Source organism: Cohnella fermenti, assembly GCF_004801405.1.
In the GTDB taxonomy this organism is placed as follows: Bacteria; Bacillota; Bacilli; order Paenibacillales; family Paenibacillaceae; genus Cohnella; species Cohnella fermenti.
The window spans coordinates 1-560 of record NZ_SSOB01000125.1; the positions used below are offsets into that span (position 1 = coordinate 1).

Annotated in this window: 2 tRNA genes and 1 rRNA gene; all 3 read right to left on the bottom strand. The window is 52.1% G+C overall.

From position 1 onward, the window contains the following. Positions 1-217: 217 nt before the first annotated feature. The 3 genes from E6C55_RS33300 to rrf all read right to left on the bottom strand — a co-directional run bounded on the left by E6C55_RS33300 (position 218) and on the right by rrf (position 553). Positions 218-293: transfer RNA gene (locus tag E6C55_RS33300), tRNA-Ala, on the bottom strand. A gap of 36 nt (positions 294-329) precedes the next feature. Then, positions 330-406, bottom strand: a tRNA-Ile gene (locus tag E6C55_RS33305). Between the two features lie 30 nt (positions 407-436). After that, positions 437-553 (bottom strand): 5S ribosomal RNA (rrf, locus tag E6C55_RS33310). Positions 554-560: the final 7 nt, after the last annotated feature.

Here is a 560-nt window from a genome sequence, read left to right on the forward strand (position 1 = left end):
GCCTAGGCATCCTCCGTGCGCCCTTATTAGCTTAACCACGTTGCAACTTCCCGTTAGCCAAAGGCTAGTAGGGAGGTTGTCAACCACCTGCAATCGCTATCGCCAAAGGCGAGAGAGATTGTCAGGATGCAAACCACTAAGGCAGAAGATACATTCTAAATTGCGCTAATCGTTTCGTATCCAGTTGTCAAGGTACAAGTACATTAGGCGATGCAAATGGTGGAGACAAGGAGGATCGAACTCCTGACCCCCTGCGTGCAAGGCAGGTGCTCTCCCAGCTGAGCTATGTCCCCATAGTAAATGCCCCACAAAGTGATGGGTTATGAAATTGGTTGGCCTTAGTGGACTCGAACCACCGACCTCACCCTTATCAGGGGTGCGCTCTAACCAACTGAGCTAAAGGCCAATACTGTTCTCTCCCGAAGGAAAAGAACCGGCTTGGCAACTTCCTACTCTCCCAGGACCCTGCGGTCCAAGTACCATCGGCGTTAGAGGGCTTAACGGTCGTGTTCGAGATGGGTACGCGTGGAACCCCTCTGCCATCATCACCAAACCGGTTT